Origin of the sequence: uncultured Helicobacter sp. (genome assembly GCF_947367035.1) — a bacterium.
Classification (GTDB): Bacteria; Campylobacterota; Campylobacteria; order Campylobacterales; family Helicobacteraceae; genus Helicobacter_D.
The window spans coordinates 68,120-87,148 of record NZ_CANBCA010000005.1; the positions used below are offsets into that span (position 1 = coordinate 68,120).

Here is a 19,029-nt window from a genome sequence, read left to right on the forward strand (position 1 = left end):
GATGTTTTCTAAGTTTTTTATCGAACGCCCTGTTTTGGCGATGGTAATGTCTATTATCATTGTCATTTCGGGGGCTTTGTCTGCCTTTTCTTTAGCGGTAGAGGAATACCCTCAAGTAACGCCACCGGAGGTGGTTGTAAATGCGACTTATCCGGGTGCGAGTGCGGAAGTTATTTCTAGTAGTGTTGCAAGTGTATTGGAGAATAGTATTAATGGGGTGGAGAATATGATTTATATGCAAAGCTCCTCCACCTCTACGGGTTCTTTGAGTATTAATGTGTATTTTACCCAAGAAACCGACCCAGACCAAGCAACGATTAATGTCAATAACCGCGTCCAGCAGGTATTAAGTAAGCTACCTCAAGAGGTGCAAAGATATGGGGTTACGGTAGAGAAACAAAGCTCCACGATTCTTTCTGTTTATGCTTTGTTTTCTGATATGCCAAACCAAAATGAGATTTATATTGCAAACTATGCTTCTATCAATATCTTAGATGAGTTAAAGCGCGTTCCGGGTGTGGGAAATGCGACTTTGTTTGGTTTGCAAGAATATTCTATGCGCGTTTGGCTCTCTCCAGATAAATTGACAAAATACAATCTCACGCCCTCTGAAGTCATTGCGCTAATCCAAGAGCAAAACTCACAATTTGCCGCAGGATTCTTTGGGCAAGAGCCTACGAAAAACAATTTGGAATTTACTTATAGCGTTACCACCAAAGGACGTTTTAGCGATGCAAAAGAGTTTGAAGAGATTTTGATTAAAACCAACGAGGACGGCTCTGCTTTGCGCTTAAAAGACATTGCAAGGATTGAGCTTGGAGCGGAGGATTATAGCCTAAGCGAAAAATATAAGGGCAAACCCGCCATTGCGTTTGGTGTGTTCTTGCAACCCGGCGCAAATGCGCTAAATGTCGCCGATGGTGTAGCTCAAAGACTAGAGGAGCTTTCAAAAGATTTTCCCGATGGCTTAGAATATGCGGTTGCGTATGATACGACAGAATTTGTTAAAGTCTCTATTGGAGAGGTTATCAAAACTTTCATAGAGGCGATTCTCCTTGTTGTGATTGTTATTTATTTCTTTTTGCAAAATTTCCGCGCTACAATTATTCCAGTCATTGCCGTGCCGGTCTCTATCATCGGTTCTTTTGCGGGAATGTATCTGCTAGGATTCTCTATCAACTTGCTTACCTTGTTTGGATTGATTTTAGCGATTGGAATCGTTGTAGATGATGCGATTATCGTCATTGAAAATGTGGAGCGGTTGATTCACTCCGAAAAGCTAGGAGTCAAAGATGCCACAATTAAGGCTATGGAGGAGATTCAAAGTCCCGTAATTGCTATCGTGCTAGTGCTTTCTGCGGTATTTATCCCGGTGGCTTTCATCGGCGGATTTAGTGGAGAGATTTATAAACAATTTGCGGTAACCATTGTTATTTCGGTAATTATCTCGGGATTCGTTGCCTTGACACTCACCCCCGCACTTTGTGTATCAATCCTTAAGACAAAAGAGCCTAAACCCTTTTATATTGTTAGGAAATTCAATAATTTCTTTGATTGGCTAACCCATAAATTTACCGATAAAGTCGCACATACGATTAGACGTGGAAGCTTGTATGTGATTCTTTTTGTTGGGTTGCTTGTTATTACAATGGGGCTTTTTACGCGTGTGCCAACCGGGCTTGTGCCATCAGAGGATAAGGGGACATTGCTAGTCTCAATGCAACTACCACCTGCAACTGCATTAAGCAAAACCACGCAAATGACAGATTTTGCAACAAAAGTGGCATTGGATAACCCCAATATAGAAGCCATTATGGCATTAGCAGGTTATGACCTCCTCTCTAGTGCTGTGCGAAGTAATGCGGGGACTGCGTTTATTAAGCTTAAGGATTGGAAAGAAAGGAAGAATCCCGAGCAGCACTCTCAATCTTTGGCAGGTGCAATGACAGGGCAACTTATGCAATACCCTAGTGCGATTATGTTTGCGCTCAATCCCCCGCCGATTATGGGACTTAGCTTGACAGACGGGTTTGAAATGTATATCCAAGACCGCACGGGAGGTTCTATGGAGGAGTTGCAGAAAAATACGCAACTCGTGCTAGAGGCAGCGGCGAAGCGTCCGGAACTCACAGGGTTAAGAACGACTTTGAGCGTGAATGTGCCACAATACCATTTGGATTTAGACCGCGCAAAGGCAAAGGCAATGGGAGTGAATATCAATGATGTCTTTACGACACTTCAAGCGACCTTTGGTTCTTATTATGTCAATGATTTTAATCTTTTTGGGCGCACCTATAAGGTAAATGTGCAGTCCGAAAGCCCATTTAGAGAGAAGCCAGAGGATTTGCGCAATGTTTTTGTGCGCTCCAACACAGGGGAGCTTGTGCCTATTAGCGCACTTGTGAAATATGAACGTGTGATTGGACCAGATATTTTGGAGCGATTCAATCTTTTTCCAGCGGCACAAATTTCAGGGGATTCAAAGGCGGGATATTCTTCAGGAGATGCTCTCTTAGCGATTGAGGAAGTAGCAAACGAAGTCTTGCCAGAGGGTTATACGGTATCGTTTTCAGGAAGCTCTTATCAAGAAAAGGCGAGTAGCGGAACGGGTGCGGTTGCCTTTATCTTTGGGCTTGTGTTTGTTTTCTTGATTCTAGCGGCTCAATATGAACGATGGCTTATGCCTCTAGCAGTCGTTACTGCCGTGCCTTTTGCGGTGTTTGGAGCAATTTTTGCTACTTGGCTTAGAGGGTTAAATAATGATATTTATTTTCAAGTTGGATTAATCACACTGATTGCTTTAGCGGCAAAAAATGCAATTTTGATTATTGAGTTTGCAATGCAAGCAAGAGAAAAGGAAGGTAAGAATATCTATGATTCCGCAGTAGAGGCTGCGCGTTTGCGATTCCGCCCGATTGTAATGACTTCTCTTGCTTTTACGATTGGAGTTTTTCCTCTTGCAATTAGTAGTGGAGCAGGAGCAGCTAGTCGCCACGCTATTGGAACAGGGGTAATTGGTGGAATGCTTGCGGCAACTTTTATTGCAACTTTTTTTATCCCATTATTTTATACATATTTTGCAAAGTTTAGCGAGTTTATTGCAACTTTTAGGAGCAAACATGATTAAGGTTTCTAAGTTTTATTGTTATGTGGCTTTGCTTGCTCTTTTAGGGGGTGGTTGTTCGCTTTCACCTAAATATGTACAACCGCAAACAAACTTACCAGATTCTAAAGAAGTAATAGAAGCAGCAAAGGAAATAGAAATTTCACAAAAATGGTGGGAAGATTTTGGAGATTTTACTTTAAATGGCTTTGTAGAAGAGGCATTAAGGAATAATTATGATTTGTTGGTTGCAATGCAAAGGATTGAGCAAGCACGCAGTCAATGGAGTTATGCACGAAGCGACCGCTATCCAAACATTAAGGCTCAAGGTGAAGGTTTAAAAAATCGTAAAAATCTAGCCCAAAATCAACTAGAGAATTATAATAATTTCTCTTTAAGTGCAATCTTGAGTTTTGAACTTGATTTATGGGGACGTGCAAGAGACGCAGATAGAAGAGCCTTAGCGCAATTATTTGCACTAAAAGCCAATCGTGATATGGTGCGTTTAAGTCTTATTGCAAGTGTTGCAGAAAGTTATTTCGGAATCCTAACATTAAATAATCAAGTTCAACTTTCTAAAGATACTCTAAAAAGTCGTGAAGAGAATTATGAATATCGTAAAAAAGAGTTTGAAGCAGGTAAAATTTCAGAGATTGATATGCAACAAGCAAAATCAGAAATGGCAAGTGTGCGAGCGCAGTTGCAGAAGATTTTGATGGAGCAAAATTCAGCTCAAAGCGCATTTTTGATTCTACTTGGACGTGATGGAGCAGGTGTGTTTGCCAATGAGATTCCAACAACACCACAGGTATTGCCTAATTCCCCTAGTATCGAAGCGGGTTTGCCCTCAACGATTTTAGAGAAAAGACCAGATATTGAAGCAGCAGAACAGAATCTAAAAGCAGCAAATTTTAATATTGGTATTGCTAGAAGTGCTTATTTTCCGACTATTTCTCTAACGGGGCTTTTTGGTTATGCTAGTCCGCAACTCAATGAATTAATTAGCACTTCTAATTCTACTTGGAATTTTGGAGGGAATTTTATTGGAAACTTGCTTGATTTTGGGCGCACAAGCGCAAGTGTGGATTTAGCCAAATCTCAATATGAAGAAATGATTTTGAACTATGGGCAGACTTTACGCACAGCATTTGGTGAGGTCCGGGAAAGTTTGTTTAATTATCAAATGGCGGGAGAGAGATTAGGTAGTTTAGATGAGCAAGTTATGGCGTTAAAACGCACATTGGAGATTGCAAATTTGCGTTATGAAGAGGGTTATACAAATTATCTTGAAGTGCTTAATACACAGAGTTCGCTTTTTAGTGCAGAGTTGAATCAGCAGAGCGCAAAACTAGAAACCTTAAGTGCCGCAATCAGTCTTTATAAAGCATTTGGTGGTGGTTGGGATAAGCAAAGTTATCAAGAAATAGAATAATTTAAATGTTGAATATCTTAACTTTAAACAAAAAATTATTATACTTTCAATTTTTAAGAATCTTAAGGCTTTGGATTTAAAACTAGCTTAGACATTTTAGTTTATCAAAGGAGTTTAATAATGAAAGAAGCAAAATCCATTTGGATGGATGGAAAATTAGTGGATTGGAAAGATGCGAAAGTTCATATCCTCACACACACATTACACTATGGAAATGGTGTATTTGAAGGCACTAGAGCCTATAAGACGGATAAGGGTATGGCAATTTTTCGTCTTCAAGAACACGCAAAGCGATTGATAAATTCTGCTAAAATTGTCGCAATTTGCCCAACATTTACTCAAGAGGAAATTGAAAGGGCACATATAGAACTCTTAAAGGATAATCAGTTTAATAGCAATGTTTATTTACGTGCAATTATTTATCTAGGATATGGTGTGATGGGGGTATATCATAAAAATGCGCCTGTGCAAACGAGCATTGCTGCGTGGGAGTGGGGAGCATATTTAGGTGATGAGGGTTTGGAAAAAGGGATTCGTGTCAAAACCTCCTCTATTGTTAGAAACTCTACCAAATCACTTTTTGGTAAGGCAAAAGCAGTGGGTAATTATCTCAATTCGCAAATGGCAAAATTTGAAGCCATTGAATGTGGTTATGAGGAAGCTTTGTTATTAGATGATAATGGAATGATTGCAGAGGGCAGTGGAGAGTGCTTTTTTATTGTGCGTAATGGAGTTTTAATCACTCCACCAAGTGATAGTGTATTAGAATCTATTACACAAGATTCTGTGATACAGATTGCAAAAGACTTGGGGATTCCATTAGAGCGTAGAAATATTACACGTGATGAAGTTTATATTGCTGATGAAGCATTTTTTGTCGGAACTGCGGCAGAAGTTACCCCTATTTATGAGTTGGATTCGCGTGTAATTGGCAGTGGCAGACGAGGCGAAGTGACGCATAAGCTACAAAATGCGTTTTTTGATGTAGTCTATGGACGCAATGAAAGATTTGCCCATTGGCTAACTTATATTAAATAAAGGTTGTGTATGCCGATTGACTTAAACGAACATTTGAGACAAAAAAATAAAAATTATAATAATTCTAATGAAAGCAATGATTCAAATCATAATGGCGGTGGAAATAGTGGGAGCAATAAGAATCGTGGATTTCAAGCACCTAAAATGCCAAACTTTAGTATGCCAAATGGCAAGAAGATGGCTGGTTTGTATGTTGTAGTGATTTTCGTGATTCTACTTTTTTTATTAAAGCCTTTTACTATTATTAATAGTGGCGAAGTAGGTGTAAAGATTACCACAGGGGAATTTAGCCCAACACCTTTACAGCCGGGCATTCATTTTTATATTCCGGGCATTCAAAAAATTATTCCGGTGAATACAAAAGTTAGAATTGCGGAATTTACAAGTGTAGAAACTTCAAGTTATCGGAATCGTGATGAGGGAAGTTTAAGAAATCAAGCAATTAGCGTATTGGATTCTAGGGGTTTGTCTGTATCCGTAGAACTTGCAGTGCAATATCGTCTAGATCCTTTAAGTGTGCCTCAAACGATTGCAACTTGGGGACAAAATTGGGAAGAGCGTATCATTACGCCTGTGATTCGTGAAATCGTGCGGAATGTTGTAGGAAGTTTTCCAGCAGAGGAACTCCCCACTAAACGCAATGAAATTGCAACTTTAATTGACCAAAAATTCCGTGAAAATATCAATGGGCTTGAAAATCGCCCTGTGGAGTTAGTTTCTATTCAATTAACAGAAATTGTATTGCCTATTGCAATTAAAGAGCAAATTGAACGTGTGCAAGTTGCACGTCAAGAAGCAGAACGTGCAAGATATGAAGTAGAGCGAGCGAAGCAAGAAGCAGAAAAAAAGGCTGCCCTTGCTAAAGGTGTTGCAGACGCGACAATTATTGAAGCTGATGCGCAAGCTAAGGCAAATCGTTTAATTAGTCAAAGCCTTAATTCGCCACTTTTACAGCTACGTCAAATTGAAGTGCAGGGGAAGTTTAATGAGGCTTTACAAAATAATCGTGATGCAAAGATTTTCTTAACACCCGGTGGGGCGACACCTAATATTTGGCTAGATTCTAAAGATAATCAACGTGCAAGTTCTATAAGTAACTAAGGGCTACTATGCAAACGATTCTCAAACAAATTGCGTGGGAGAAACTTAATGGTTTAGTTCCTGTTATCGCACAAGATTTTAAAACGCAAGAAGTTTTAATGCTTGCTTTTATGAATCAAGAAGCTTTGGAATTAAGTTTGCAAAGTGGTTTTGCACATTATTTTTCGCGCTCCAAACAACGTATTTGGAAAAAGGGCGAACAAAGTGGGCATACACAAAAAATTTGTGAAATTTTACTAGATTGTGATAAGGATAGTTTGCTTTTGAAAGTAGAACAAAAAGGCGTTGCGTGTCATAGTGGTGCAAAAAGTTGCTTTTTTCACCTTATTAACCAAGAGGGAATCTTGGAGGATACTTTAGAATCCAAAGATATGAGTGAAGTTTATGGGGTGATAGATTCTCTTTATCATACTTTGCAAGAGCGTAAAGGCGCAGATTCTCAGACTTCTTATACAGCTTTACTTTATAGTAGGGGTGAAAATACGATTGCTAAAAAAATCGTGGAGGAAGCCGCAGAGCTTGGGTTTGCTATTAAAGATAAGGATTCTAAAGAGATTATTTATGAAGCAGCGGATTTACTTTATCATTCGCTAGTTGGGCTTAGCTTTTGTAATATCGCGCCGGATTTAGTGAAGCAAGAAATTATGCGCCGTTTTGGTTTAAGTGGAATTACAGAAAAAGAATCACGTCAGGAAAATAACTAAAGGATTATGAAGCTAGATAATGAATGAAGTAAAAGATTATTTAATGACTTTGTTAAATACGATAAATTACTTTTCTCTACCAGATTATTTGGTCCTTAGTTGCATTTTTTTGCTTGTTTTATTATTCTTTTTACTAAGCGTAACTTTCCGTTTTAATGCTATTCTTGCGACTCTTACCTTTGTGATTAGCATTGTTTTACTTCTCACTTCACCTCTTATTTACCAAAAGATTATGGAATCCTACCTTAAGCAAATAGACCTTACACTTTTACATAATGAGCAATTACATTATGATAGTGTGTATTATATTGAAGGGCAATTTACAAATGTAGGAGTGCTAGACTTTAGAGGGTGTGTGTTGAGTGTGAATTTTATTCCTGCTGGGTTGAAAAAGATTAAGCAACTTAAATATAAAATTAAACCCCAATTTCTCCATATAGAAACTTATAAAGTTCCACTTAAAAAGTTAGAATCTATGGAATTTAAACTCATTGTTCCTTCTCCAAAACCTAATACGAATTTCACTTTAGAAACAAAAGGAGCCTGTTATTAAAAATGAAAATTGCAATCAGTGTTGGGGATTCTAATGGTGTAGGGCTAGAGATTCTCCTTAAGAGCCACAAAGCAATTTCTAAACTCTGCACCCCAATTTATTGTGTAGATAAGGTGCTATTAAAAGAAGTAGCTAAAAGACTCAATATTCCAATGCCCAAACATTTAAAATATATCACACCCAATGCAAAGATTCCTCCTATTATTCCTGCAAAGATTGCTAAAGAGAGTGGTGCTTATTCTTATGCTAGTTTTTTGAGCGCACTCAATTTAACATTACAGGGTAAAACGAAAGCATTGGTTACATTGCCAATCCATAAAAAAGCTTGGCAATTAGCTAAGATTCCTTATGCTGGTCATACAGAGGCATTGAGAGATTTGTTGAAGATGAATCAAAAGCCAAGTCAAGTGATAATGGTTCTAGGCTCACCTAAACTCTATGTGGCACTTTTTACAGACCATATTCCACTTCAATCTGTTGCACAATCTATCCAAGTAGAATCCCTCAAGGCTTTTTTACTCAATCTTGCACCTCATATTACAAAAGCACCTTGTGGAGTGCTTGGGTTAAATCCACACGCTGGGGATTTTGGGGTGTTAGGTGGGGAGGAAAAAGCAATCACTCAAGCAATTAAAGAAGTCAATCAAACATTAAAGAAGCCAATTTTTATAGGACCACTTGTGCCAGATACCGCGTTTATTGGTAAGCATTTGCGTTATTATGTCGCAATGTATCACGACCAAGGATTGATTCCACTGAAAACCTTATATTTCAAAGAAAGCATTAATTTAACTCTCAATTTACCCATTATTCGCACTTCTGTCGATCACGGCACAGCTTTTGATATTGCTTATCAAAACAAAGCAGATTCTACAAGTTATCTAAACGCAGTGCGTGAAGCCGTTTTTCGTTTTAAAAATACAAAACTCAGTCTGTAATGGAATTTGCATTTAAGATTTTAAATTGAATTACTTTTTCAGCAAAACTTACCTATAATTGCAAAATCTTTACAATCCACTTTGGAGAATCCAATGAGTATCCCAACACTACAAGATGCGTTAAAACTTGATATTGATGGTATTCAAGCACTTAAAAGCATATTACAAGAAAAAATAAAGGCAAGCTCTTTAAATGCTTATATCGGAGAAGTGCAAGATTATGATAGCACACTTTTACCAATTGCAATTAAAGATAACATTAATGTAAAGGGGTGGGAAATTACTTGTGGAAGTAATATTTTGCAAGGCTATATTGCACCTTATAATGCCACAGCAATAGAAAATTTGCTAAAGCATAAATTCGCACCTTTTGGGCGCACAAATATGGACGAGTTTGCGATGGGAAGCACAACTGGAAGTAGCTTTTATGGCAAAACATTCAATCCAAAAAATCCTAATAAAGTCCCTGGTGGAAGTAGTGGTGGAAGTGCAGCAGCAGTTGCGGGTGGAATCGCACTTGCTGCACTTGGAAGTGATACAGGAGGAAGTATTCGCCAACCCGCTAGTTTTTGTGGTTGTGTAGGGTTAAAGCCTACTTATGGGAGGGTTAGTCGCTATGGATTAGTTGCATATAGTTCTAGTTTAGACCAAATTGGACCTATTACGCAGAATGTTACAGATTGTGCAATTTTGTATGACGCGATTGCAGGTTATGATAAAATGGATTCTACAAGCGCTAATATAGAATCTCAAAGCACCTTTTCTAGCTTAAACCCAAAGGTTAGAGGAACGATTGCGATTTTGCCGAGTCTTTTAAAAGATGCGGATACAAATATCCAAAATGCTTATCAAAAGACAATAGATATTTTAAGTAAAAATGGACATAAAATTGTTGAAAAAGAAATGCTAGATACAAGTTATATGATTTCTGCTTATTATGTGATTTGCACAGCTGAAGCTAGTTCAAACCTTGCCCGTTTTGATGGTGTGCGTTATGGCAATCGTGCAAAAGATATCAGTAATTTAAAGGAATTGTATTTGCAAACACGCTCACAAGGCTTTGGTGATGAAGTGAAGCGTAGAATCTTACTTGGTTCTTTCGTACTAAGTAGTGGATATTACGATGCATATTATATTAAAGCGCAAAAAGTGCGCACACTCATTGCGCGACAATACGGAGCAATTTTGCAAGATTGTGATGCGATTTTATCTCCGGTTGCGCCAAGCGTAGCCTTTGGCTTTGAAGATTGTAAAACCCCCTTGCAAATGTATTTAGAAGATGTTTATACGATAGGGATTAATCTAGCGGGACTTCCAGCACTTTCACTTCCAGTTGATGAGGACGAAGGATTGCCAATAGGTATGCAGCTAATTGGTAAGGCATTTAATGAGCAAACCTTGCTTGATTTGGCATTGAATTTAGAAAATACATTGCAATAAAGGAATAATGATGAGAATTAGGATGCGTGCCTTAACATTTGAAGATGTTTTATTAGTTCCCGCTTATTCAGAGATTTTACCTAAAGAGGTTTGTTTAAAGACAAAATTTTCTCGTAATATTGTCTTAAACGCTCCGTTAGTTTCTGCTGCAATGGATACCGTTACAGAACACAGCACGGCGATTGCAATGGCAAGGCTTGGAGGGATTGGAATTATTCATAAGAATATGGACGAAAATTCCCAAGTTATTCAAATTAAAAAAGTCAAGAAAAGCGAGAGTGGGGTCATCATTGACCCTATTTATATTAGCCCAGATTCTACTTTATTCCAAGCAAAAGCTATCACAGATAATTATAAAATTTCTGGTGTTCCCGTAGTAGATGATAAAGGGAATTTGATTGGAATCTTAACCAATCGCGATATGCGTTTTGAGACAGATTTAAGCCGTCAAGTTAAAGAGGTAATGACCAAAGCGCCCTTAATTACAGCTGGAGTTGGCACGAGTTTAGAAGAAGCGCGCAATATTATGAATAAACATAAAATTGAAAAATTACCCATTGTTAATGAAAAAGGAATCCTTAAAGGGCTGATTACGATTAAAGATATTCAAAAACGGATTGAATATCCAAATTCTAGTAAAGATGATTTTGGGCGTTTGCACGTAGGGGCAGCTATTGGTGTTTTTCAATATGAGCGCGCTAAAGCTCTTGTAGATGCTGGTGTAGATGTGTTGGTGTTAGATTCTGCACACGGACATAGTAAGGGCATTATAGAAACGGTTAAAGAGATTAAAAAGCATTTAGCCGTAGATATTGTTGCAGGAAATGTGGCGACAAGTGAGGGAGCGCAGGCACTCATTGATGCAGGAGCTGATGGTGTGAAAGTGGGCATTGGACCTGGAAGTATTTGCACGACTAGGATTGTTGCAGGCGTGGGTGTGCCACAAATTACTGCGATTGAGGAGGTGGCAAAAGTTTGCCAAAAGGCAGGGATTCCTGTAATTGCTGATGGTGGGATCAAATATTCCGGAGATATTGCTAAAGCTCTAGCAGCAGGGGCTTCTAGCGTAATGATTGGTAGTTTATTAGCAGGGACTGAAGAATCTCCCGGAGAAACGATCATTTATCAAGGGAGACAATACAAAAGCTATCGTGGTATGGGGAGTTTGGGGGCGATGAATAAGGGAAGTGCAGATAGGTATTTCCAAGAAGGGACAGCACAAGAAAAACTTGTGCCAGAAGGGATTGAGGGACGTGTGCCTTATAGGGGAAAGATTGCAGATGTGATTCATCAAATGATAGGTGGTTTGCGCTCCTCTATGGGCTATTTGGGTTCAAAAGACATTGAAACATTATGGGAAAAGGCGGAATTTGTTGAAATTACTCAAAGTGGCATTAGAGAATCACACGTGCACGATGTAACGATTACTAGGGAAGCACCGAATTATCATATTAGCTATTAGGAATACTAGATGGCAAAATTGCTCTTTGGTTATAGCCTCTATCACGCAAGCACGCAAGATTATGAGAGAATTTTGATTAAATTACGTACGGAGTTTAGTGTAAATAAACCAGATATTTATTTGAATAATCCAGAATATTTGCTTTTTGTTACTACGAGTGTAGAGTGGCAAAAAGAGATTGTGGGTTTGATTGCAAGACTGAAGGAATTTGTCAATACAGAGATAGAAAATTTGCGCGATCAAGGTAGCAATGCACACATTGTGTATCGTTTTGGAATCTTAGAAATGGAGAGCGCATTGTTTCAATTCCCACCGGATTTGAAAGATGACGATGAGGAATAGTTGTAAGAATGTTGGTAAAAGGCTCTGCTTTGTCAAATTGGCTTTGTGGGTTTGTTTCTTGCGAAGAATACACTATAGCACAAGCATTAAATATTAAACAACAAATCCACATAATTTATTCCTCTTCCCGTCATTGTGCTTGATGAAATTGATAAAGTTGGTAGAAGTTATAGGGGCGACCCTACAAGTGTGTTGCTTGAGATTCTAGACCCAGAGCAAAACCACGCTTTTAGGGATTATTACACAAATTTTGATATTGACCTCTCACAAGTTATTTTTATTGCCACTGCAAATGATATTTCTACTATTCCCGCACCATTGCGCGATAGAATGGAATTTATTGCCGTATCTTCCTACACGCCGCAGGAAAAATTTGAAATCGCCAAAAAATATTTGATTCCTCAAGAATTAAAAAAACACGGCTTAAAACCCGAAGAGCTCAAAATTTCTACACCTACGCTTAAACTTATTATTGAAAAATACACGCGCGAAGCAGGAGTGCGCAATCTACGTCATAAAATCGCACAAATTATGCGCAAAGTTGCAACTATTATTTTAAAAGGTGAAAAATCTATCACACTCACACCACAGAATCTAGGGCAATTTCTTGATAAAATTGTATTTGAAATTTCACCCACAGATAAAAAAAATATGGTTGGCATTGTCAATGGGTTAGCTTGGACAAGTGTAGGCGGCGATGTGCTTAAGATTGAAGCAGTGAAAATTAAAGGCAAAGGCATACTTACGCTTACAGGGAGTTTAGGCGATGTAATGAAAGAATCTGCACACATTGCACACTCCGTGGTAAAAGTCTTGCTTGATAAAAAAATATTAAAACACAGCGCAAAAGCGCCCATTTATCAGCATTATGATATTCATCTTCACGTCCCAGAAGGTGCAACACCAAAAGATGGACCAAGTGCGGGTATTGCTATGGCGTGCGTTATTGCCTCAATCCTTACAGATTCTAAAATTGATACAAGTGTGGCGATGACAGGCGAACTCACATTAAGAGACAATGTTCTACCTATCGGTGGTTTGCGCGAGAAACTCATTGCTGCACATAAAGCTGGCATTAAAACTGCGCTTATTCCACAAAAAAATTATGAACGCGATTTAAAAGATATTCCCCAAGAAGTGCTTAAAAAGCTTAAAATCATTGGTGTGAGTGATATTAAAGAAGTGCTTGATATGGCTCTTGTGAAATAAGATATTTTGAGGTAGTTTTGCCCAAATGCACTCGATTTTCTACTTATTCTACTTTGATGTCAAGTTTATGGAGTAGATTCTTTAAGCACTTTAAATTATAATTTAAATGCCATTTTTGTGCTGCCCTATGACTCTCTTGCTTGTATTTATCAATATCTGTAATTTTAAGTTTTAAAAGCATTTGTGCAATATCGTAGCTTTGAAAACCTTGTGTTATAGCACCGCAACTATGTGTTTGCACAAAATTTCTCACATCATAAAGCGGTGTAGAGACGATTGCTAATCGTGCTTGGAGGTATTCAAAAAGCTTATTTGGCATACAATGAGCGAGATTAAAGGTAGTAGGCTTAAAAGGAATAATTCCTATATCATATTGTGTGCTTTTTGGGATAATCTCCTCTAGGCAAACAGGTGGCACAATTTCAAGTGATGGAATCTCATAAGCATTAGTGCAAAAAGATTCTAAAAAACCCTTTTGGTTACTCAAAACCATAGCACAAAGTGTATAAGGCGTATTAATAAGCAAACGTGCTAACTCTAAAAGCTCCATAGAGCTTCTATCAGGGCTTATAAATCCGTGATACAAAATCTTGATTTCTTGCTTTAAAGTGGGCTTAGGCTTATAATCAAAAAATGGTGGCAGGGAATAAAAAAGCTCGCAAGTAATGCCAAAATCACTTTTATACCGCTCACACAACCCCTCACTCACGCTTATTGCCATATCTACATAAGGCAAATATGTTTCACACAAATATGCAAAAAATCGCCCTAATCCTTGTAGCCATTTTTCATCATTTTCATATTCAAGCGGATAAAACTCACGCAAATCAATGAGAATCTTACAAGTTTTATGTGTATTTTTATATGCGCACGCAAAAGGAAGAAGTGTAATATCTTCTACAATTAATACATCTTGAGGTGGCAGAGAATCTAAAAGATTAGGAATACACTTGCGATTTGGTGTAAAAATAAGCGATTCAAAATTGCCACTTTGACAATGAGATAAAATAGTATCATTTTCTTGTTGAGTGCGCTCTTTGCTTGATTTATCATTGCCAAAACAAAAAAGTGAGATTCTATGCCTAAAGCATTAAATTCGCGTGTATCACAGGCTTTAGAAATAACGCTAAGACTTAGTTTAGCTCCCTCTTGCTTTATCTTATCTAAAAGCTGTAACATACGGCTTGAGCGGGGTTTTTTCGTGATATTATGATCGCAAAGCAAACTTATATATTTCATTTTTTTCCTTTTTTAGAATCTTAAAAGCTATTTTACTCTTTAGGAAATCTTTTTAGCAACTCTAAAAAATAGAGAATCTTTACTATACAAGATTCTATAAAACTTTAAGGAAAATATTTAGTTTGAATGTCAATTCTTTCTTAATCCTCAGTACCAACTCGGGAGTGTTTCAAGGCTTAAAGCATCATCAAACATATAAGCTGTGTTTGCAATTTTTGATACCTGCCAAGATTCTAAAGAGGCATTGAAAAAATAGGCATTTTCAAAACAGCTTGTAAAGTCCTCGACTTGTGAGACATTCCACTTTTCTATCCCGCTAAAATCCCTCCTACAAGAGCGGTAAAATAAATATTTCATACTTGTTACCTTGCTTGTATCAAGCTGACTTAATGGAATCTCCTCTATTCTGGCAAACATTTTCAAGGTCTCATTATCTACTTCAATGACTTCTCCCCTCTTGATAGAATCTAAGCTACTCATAAATCTTTGCAAAGCTTTAAAATACGCTAACGCTTCTTCATCCTCTTTAAATATACTCCCATAGGCATTGCCCTTTGTAGTTAATATAATGTATTCCTCAATCTTTTTTTGTAAAAAGCTCTCAAAGTCCTCTCCTTTGTCGTTTTTCCTGCCCTTATGCAGTCCAAGAAAAAGGGCATATTCTAAAACTTCATAAGTTGTATCCTCAAACATCGCAAAGACAAAAGGCACGATTCTTTGAGTTTTTGGCTGTGTATGTACAGAGTCAGTATCTAGCAAGTCTACCCCCTCCTTGCCTAAAAAAGCGAGATTTATTCCACCTTGTGGTGCTAATCCTGAAAAGCTAGAATCTAGCACTTCTATATCAAAGAGCTTATTTCTTAAGGCATAAATAAAGGCTTGCTGGGATTCCCTACCGCTTCGTCTGCAACGCTCTATCCCGTCATAAAACGTAATGCCTGTGGAGTAGATTGCATCCACACTAAAGCCCTGCGCAATAAGTAGCTCCCACATTATCCTTAGCATTTCATCTTTTTTGCACTTAAAGCCCAAAGCATCAGCAAAATGCACTTCAATATTAAACATATTATCCCAATCATATCTTAAGTCATTGAGATGTTCTTGCGTAAAGGCTATACCATTTTTCACTAGCACTGCAGCAATATCACTCCTACCCGCACTGATAGCATATTTTAAAAAGTCTAGTCTGCTTTGCTGCATACCTAACACGACACTTTTGTCTTTGGCATTGTCAATGAGAAATTCCACAAGCTCCAAAGGCAGGAAAGTTGATACTTCTATGCGTTGGCTATAAGATTCTCCTCTAATCTCTATCTTTGCACTCCAGCTACCTTTTTTTAAGCAGATTTTAAAGACTTTGTATAAATCTTTATCGCTGATTTTCCTGCCTTTTTTTGCAATAAGGATATTTTGTAGTGCTTCTAGTGCTTTTTGGTAAATCCCCACATAGTAAGCTATCTCTCTATCACTCTCTGCGTCCTCGATAAAGGCACAAATTGACTTAATGTCTGTAAGTTCCATTATTATTCCTCCTATGACAAATCCTTTGTATCCGCGCATTATATTGTTTTTTTTGTAAATGCAATATTGTATATTCAATCATAATAAATTGTATTAGCTCAAAGTGTTAAATTCATCATTTAATCTTTTTAGATATTCATTTTTTGCACTTCAATATCTTGATTTTTAGAATCTGCTGCTTGAAGCGGAGTAAAGAATTGATATATCACATAAATAACAAAAAAATAAGAGAAGAAAATTTGCATTATTTTCCTTGATTTTTTTATAAAAAATTGCTATATTCTAAGCTTTAAATACCAAATTCACGCTTAAATGCGCACAAAGGATTTTCAATGATAGCTCAAAATATTACCGAACTCATTGGCAACACTCCGATTTTACAACTTCAGCAATTTGCTCCAAATCTTTATGGCAAATGCGAGTTTTTAAACCCAAGCCATTCTGTTAAAGACCGCCCTGCATATGCAATGATAGATGAGGCTCTAAAGACAGGCAAAATCACAAAAGATACAACTATTGTAGAATGCACAAGCGGCAATATGGGCATATCTCTCGCTATGATTTGTGCTTCTCTTGGATTAAAAATCATCATCACTATGCCAGAATCTATGAGCATAGAAAGACGCAAGATGATAGCTTTGTTTGGTGCGAATCTTGTGCTTACTCCTGCAAGTGAGGGTATGCAAGGTGCGCTCAATAAGGCTCAAGAAATTTTAGATTCCACACCAAACTCATTTATGCCAAGTCAATTTGATAATCTCGCTAACAAAGAAATGCACAAACACACTACTGCACTAGAGATTTATAAAAGCTTTGAGGGAAGTTTGGATTATTTTGTGGCAGGATTTGGCACAGGTGGGACAATTAGCGGTGTAGGCGAAGTGCTTAAAGAGAAGATTCCATCTATTAAAATTATTGGTGTAGAGCCTGCTGCTTCACCACTGCTTAGCAAAGGACAAGCGGGACCACATAAGATTCAAGGCATTGGCGCGAACTTTATCCCTAAAATCCTTAATCGCGATGTGATAGATTCTATTGAAGTTGTAGAAAATGAAGTCGCTATTAAAATGGCTCAAAATTTAGGCAAAATCGGCGTAATGGTTGGAATTTCTAGTGGCGCAAATGTCGCAGCTGCGCTTGAAATTGCCAAAAACAATCCAAATAAAAAAGTGCTTACTATGCTTAATGACACAGCGGAGCGATACCTTTCAACGGATTTGTTTAATACGCTTTAAACCTTGAATGCTACTAAAAAATGTTTGCTTGATACAAGCAAAGTAATAAGAGCTTGAAAACTGCATTCTCACTCTCATATCTCCGTCTTTAAAACCGCGCCATTTGCGGCGTTGCTCACAAGCAAAGAGTATCTTTTAAGCCATTTGCTTTTTATCTCTTTTTTTATAGGCTTCCATTGCGTGCGGCGAGATTCTATAATCTTAGAATCCACAAGCAATTCCAATGTGCCTTTTGAAACTGAAATTGCGATTTTGTCTCCGTCCTCAATGAGCGCGATTAATCCTCCTTCTGCTGCTTCTGGGCTTATGTGCCCGATACAGCCTCCCCTTGTCGCACCACTAAAGCGCCCATCGGTAATGAGTGCGACAGATTCACCAAGTCCCATTCCCATAATGAGGCTTGTGGGAGTGAGCATTTCTTGCATTCCCGGTCCCCCTTTGGGTCCCTCATAGCGGATTACTACGACATTTCCCGCCTTTACCTTGCCTCCCGCAATGCCTTTAGTCGCTTCCTCTTGCGAATTAAAGCACACCGCACTTCCCTCAAATTCTTTCATAGATTCTGCCACTGCGGCGACTTTGAGCACCGCGCCTTCACGCGCTAAATTGCCATAAAGAATCTTTAGCCCACCTACCGGCGAATACGCGTTTTCATTGTGGCGAATAACGCTAGAATCTACAATCTGTGCGTTTTTAATGCGCTCGCCCAAAGTCTCGCCTGTAATTGTGAGTGCGTCTAAATAGAGAATAGAATCTTGCGTTGCATTTCTTTTTGCAACTTCATTCATTACTGCCGACACGCCCCCTGCGCGATTGATATCTTCCATATGGATTGTGCTTAATGCCGGAGCAATTTTAGCGATATGCGCTACTTGAGAGGCAATGGCATTGATAGAATCTAAGTTGAAATCCACCTCCGCTTCTTTAGCAATAGCTAACATATGCAAAATTGTGTTTGTGCTACCACCCATTGCCATATCCACGACAAAGGCATTATGCACAGCCTTTTTATTGAGGATATTGCGGAATCTAAACTGCTCGGTTTTGCGCTCATCTAGGGCAATTTCTACAATTCTGCGCGCCGCTTTGCGTAAAAGCTCCTCACGCTCCTTGCTTAAGGCTAAAATCGTGCCATTTCCTGGCAGTGCAACCCCCATTGCCTCACAAAGCGTATTCATAGAGTTTGCAGTAAACATTCCACTACAGCTCCCACCGCCCGGACACGCATTGCATTCTATCTCGTGTAGCCTTTTTTCATCAATCTTGCCCTCTGCGAACGCTCCCACCGCTTCAAAAGCAGAATTTAAATCCAAAATTGTGCCGTCCTCTAGCTTCCCGGCTTTCATAGGACCACCACTCACAAAAATCGTTGGCACATTCACGCGCAACGCACCCATAAGCATTCCGGGCACGATTTTATCGCAATTTGGGATACAAATCATCGCATCTAGCGAGTGCGCATTCATCATTGTTTCAATGGAATCTGCAATTAGCTCACGACTAGGCAAAGAGTAGAGCATACCGCTATGCCCCATTGCGATGCCATCATCTACGCCAATGGTATTAAATTCAAAAGGCACGCCCCCAGCAGCGCGAATCTCCTCTTTGATAATCTGCGCATAGCGGTTTAAGAAAAAATGCCCGGGAATAATGTCAATATAACTATTTGCAATGCCGATAAAGGGTTTATTGAAATCTTCATCTTTTAGCCC

Annotated in this window: 15 protein-coding genes and 1 pseudogene; 12 read left to right on the forward strand and 4 right to left on the reverse strand. The window is 38.5% G+C overall.

What is annotated here, in order from left to right:
• Window position 1 precedes the first annotated feature (1 nt).
• From Q0Y61_RS02940 to Q0Y61_RS02990, 11 genes and pseudogenes are all read left to right on the forward strand, one after another.
• Complete coding sequence (locus tag Q0Y61_RS02940) at window positions 2–3,127, forward strand: multidrug efflux RND transporter permease subunit (RefSeq protein WP_297811081.1); 3,126 nt, start codon at window positions 2–4, stop codon at window positions 3,125–3,127.
• On the forward strand, window positions 3,120–4,535 hold the full coding sequence (locus tag Q0Y61_RS02945; RefSeq protein ID WP_297811084.1) for a TolC family protein: 1,416 nt from the start codon (window positions 3,120–3,122) through the stop codon (window positions 4,533–4,535). Before Q0Y61_RS02940 ends, Q0Y61_RS02945 begins: the two co-directional genes overlap by 8 nt.
• Window positions 4,536–4,655: 120 nt before the next feature.
• Window positions 4,656–5,573, forward strand: a complete 918-nt coding sequence (locus Q0Y61_RS02950) for a branched-chain amino acid transaminase (RefSeq protein ID WP_297811087.1) — start codon at window positions 4,656–4,658, stop codon at window positions 5,571–5,573.
• Between the two features lie 9 nt (window positions 5,574–5,582).
• On the forward strand, window positions 5,583–6,674 hold the full coding sequence (locus Q0Y61_RS02955) for an SPFH domain-containing protein (protein ID WP_297811089.1): 1,092 nt from the start codon (window positions 5,583–5,585) through the stop codon (window positions 6,672–6,674).
• Between the two features lie 8 nt (window positions 6,675–6,682).
• The gene (gene hisIE / locus Q0Y61_RS02960) at window positions 6,683–7,378 is read left to right on the forward strand and encodes a bifunctional phosphoribosyl-AMP cyclohydrolase/phosphoribosyl-ATP diphosphatase HisIE (RefSeq protein ID WP_297811092.1); all 696 of its coding nucleotides are present in this window, start codon (window positions 6,683–6,685) and stop codon (window positions 7,376–7,378) included.
• 19 nt (window positions 7,379–7,397) lie between these two features.
• Complete coding sequence (locus Q0Y61_RS02965; protein WP_297811096.1) at window positions 7,398–7,931, forward strand: DUF2393 family protein; 534 nt, start codon at window positions 7,398–7,400, stop codon at window positions 7,929–7,931.
• A 2-nt stretch (window positions 7,932–7,933) separates the two neighbouring features.
• Window positions 7,934–8,869, forward strand: coding sequence for a 4-hydroxythreonine-4-phosphate dehydrogenase (gene pdxA, locus Q0Y61_RS02970; RefSeq protein ID WP_297811099.1), 936 nt, complete (start codon window positions 7,934–7,936; stop codon window positions 8,867–8,869).
• A gap of 99 nt (window positions 8,870–8,968) precedes the next feature.
• Complete coding sequence (gene gatA, locus Q0Y61_RS02975; protein ID WP_297811132.1) at window positions 8,969–10,309, forward strand: Asp-tRNA(Asn)/Glu-tRNA(Gln) amidotransferase subunit GatA; 1,341 nt, start codon at window positions 8,969–8,971, stop codon at window positions 10,307–10,309.
• A gap of 10 nt (window positions 10,310–10,319) precedes the next feature.
• Window positions 10,320–11,771 carry an IMP dehydrogenase gene (guaB, locus tag Q0Y61_RS02980; protein WP_297811102.1) on the forward strand — a complete coding sequence of 484 codons (1,452 nt, stop codon included), beginning with the start codon at window positions 10,320–10,322 and terminating at the stop codon, window positions 11,769–11,771.
• Between the two features lie 9 nt (window positions 11,772–11,780).
• Window positions 11,781–12,113: a hypothetical protein gene (locus Q0Y61_RS02985; RefSeq protein WP_297811106.1), complete on the forward strand. Its 333-nt coding sequence runs from the start codon at window positions 11,781–11,783 to the stop codon at window positions 12,111–12,113.
• A gap of 126 nt (window positions 12,114–12,239) precedes the next feature.
• Window positions 12,240–13,322 (forward strand): annotated as a pseudogene (locus tag Q0Y61_RS02990) (S16 family serine protease); the annotation flags it as partial.
• 43 nt (window positions 13,323–13,365) lie between these two features.
• Here the strand turns inward: Q0Y61_RS02990 and Q0Y61_RS02995 are convergent.
• From Q0Y61_RS02995 to Q0Y61_RS03005, 3 genes are all read right to left on the reverse strand, one after another.
• Entirely contained in the window at window positions 13,366–14,148 is a 783-nt protein-coding gene (locus tag Q0Y61_RS02995; RefSeq protein WP_297811109.1) for a hypothetical protein, read from the reverse strand.
• 104 nt (window positions 14,149–14,252) lie between these two features.
• Window positions 14,253–14,561 carry a hypothetical protein gene (locus tag Q0Y61_RS03000; protein ID WP_297811112.1) on the reverse strand — a complete coding sequence of 103 codons (309 nt, stop codon included), beginning with the start codon at window positions 14,559–14,561 and terminating at the stop codon, window positions 14,253–14,255.
• Between the two features lie 147 nt (window positions 14,562–14,708).
• Window positions 14,709–16,082, reverse strand: coding sequence for a BspA family leucine-rich repeat surface protein (locus Q0Y61_RS03005; RefSeq protein WP_297811115.1), 1,374 nt, complete (start codon window positions 16,080–16,082; stop codon window positions 14,709–14,711).
• 332 nt (window positions 16,083–16,414) lie between these two features.
• Between Q0Y61_RS03005 and cysK the strand changes: the two genes are divergently transcribed.
• Entirely contained in the window at window positions 16,415–17,317 is a 903-nt protein-coding gene (gene cysK, locus Q0Y61_RS03010) for a cysteine synthase A (RefSeq protein ID WP_297811118.1), read from the forward strand.
• Window positions 17,318–17,391: 74 nt separating this feature from the next.
• Here cysK and ilvD read toward each other — a convergent pair.
• Window positions 17,392–19,029: dihydroxy-acid dehydratase (gene ilvD / locus Q0Y61_RS03015; protein WP_297811122.1), on the reverse strand; the 1,638-nt coding region annotated here is incomplete at its 5' end.

Excerpts from the sequence above, each read along its gene's own strand:
- Q0Y61_RS02940 (WP_297811081.1), top strand. The coding sequence starts at position 2 with ATGTTTTCTAAGTTTTTTATCGAACGCCCTGTTTTGGCGATGGTAATG.
- Q0Y61_RS02945 (WP_297811084.1), top strand. The coding sequence starts at position 3,120 with ATGATTAAGGTTTCTAAGTTTTATTGTTATGTGGCTTTGCTTGCTCTT.
- Q0Y61_RS02950 (WP_297811087.1), top strand. The coding sequence starts at position 4,656 with ATGAAAGAAGCAAAATCCATTTGGATGGATGGAAAATTAGTGGATTGG.
- Q0Y61_RS02955 (WP_297811089.1), top strand. The coding sequence starts at position 5,583 with ATGCCGATTGACTTAAACGAACATTTGAGACAAAAAAATAAAAATTAT.
- hisIE (WP_297811092.1), top strand. The coding sequence starts at position 6,683 with ATGCAAACGATTCTCAAACAAATTGCGTGGGAGAAACTTAATGGTTTA.
- Q0Y61_RS02965 (WP_297811096.1), top strand. The coding sequence starts at position 7,398 with ATGAATGAAGTAAAAGATTATTTAATGACTTTGTTAAATACGATAAAT.
- pdxA (WP_297811099.1), top strand. The coding sequence starts at position 7,934 with ATGAAAATTGCAATCAGTGTTGGGGATTCTAATGGTGTAGGGCTAGAG.
- guaB (WP_297811102.1), top strand. The coding sequence starts at position 10,320 with ATGAGAATTAGGATGCGTGCCTTAACATTTGAAGATGTTTTATTAGTT.
- Q0Y61_RS02985 (WP_297811106.1), top strand. The coding sequence starts at position 11,781 with ATGGCAAAATTGCTCTTTGGTTATAGCCTCTATCACGCAAGCACGCAA.
- Q0Y61_RS03000 (WP_297811112.1), bottom strand. The coding sequence starts at position 14,561 with ATGAAATATATAAGTTTGCTTTGCGATCATAATATCACGAAAAAACCC.
- Q0Y61_RS03005 (WP_297811115.1), bottom strand. The coding sequence starts at position 16,082 with ATGGAACTTACAGACATTAAGTCAATTTGTGCCTTTATCGAGGACGCA.
- cysK (WP_297811118.1), top strand. The coding sequence starts at position 16,415 with ATGATAGCTCAAAATATTACCGAACTCATTGGCAACACTCCGATTTTA.